The 241-nt window shown below is 52.7% G+C and carries 1 pseudogene; it reads right to left on the bottom strand.

The annotated features are described in order from the left end of the window. Positions 1-241 (bottom strand): annotated as a pseudogene (locus AABK37_RS42180) (WD40 repeat domain-containing protein); the annotation flags it as partial.

The raw sequence follows: 241 nt of genomic DNA, 5'->3' as shown, positions 1-241 counted from the left end.
TTGCGAAAGTTTGCCTGTAGCCACATCCCAGAGTTTGATGGTGTTGTCATCACTGCCAGAAGCCAAGGTTTTGCCATCGGGGCTAAAAGCGACGCTCCTGACCGAGTTGCTATGCCCAGTCAGGGTTTGCGAAAGTTTGCCTGTAGCCACATCCCAGAGTTTGATGGTGTTGTCATCACTGCCAGAAGCCAAGGTTTTGCCATCGGGGCTAAAAGCGACGCTCCTGACCGAGTTGCTATGC

Origin of the sequence: Tolypothrix sp. VBCCA 56010 (assembly GCF_050875635.1) — a bacterium.
Lineage (GTDB): Bacteria > Cyanobacteriota > Cyanobacteriia > Cyanobacteriales > Nostocaceae > Hassallia.
This window is presented reverse-complemented; position numbering and strand designations above follow the sequence as displayed.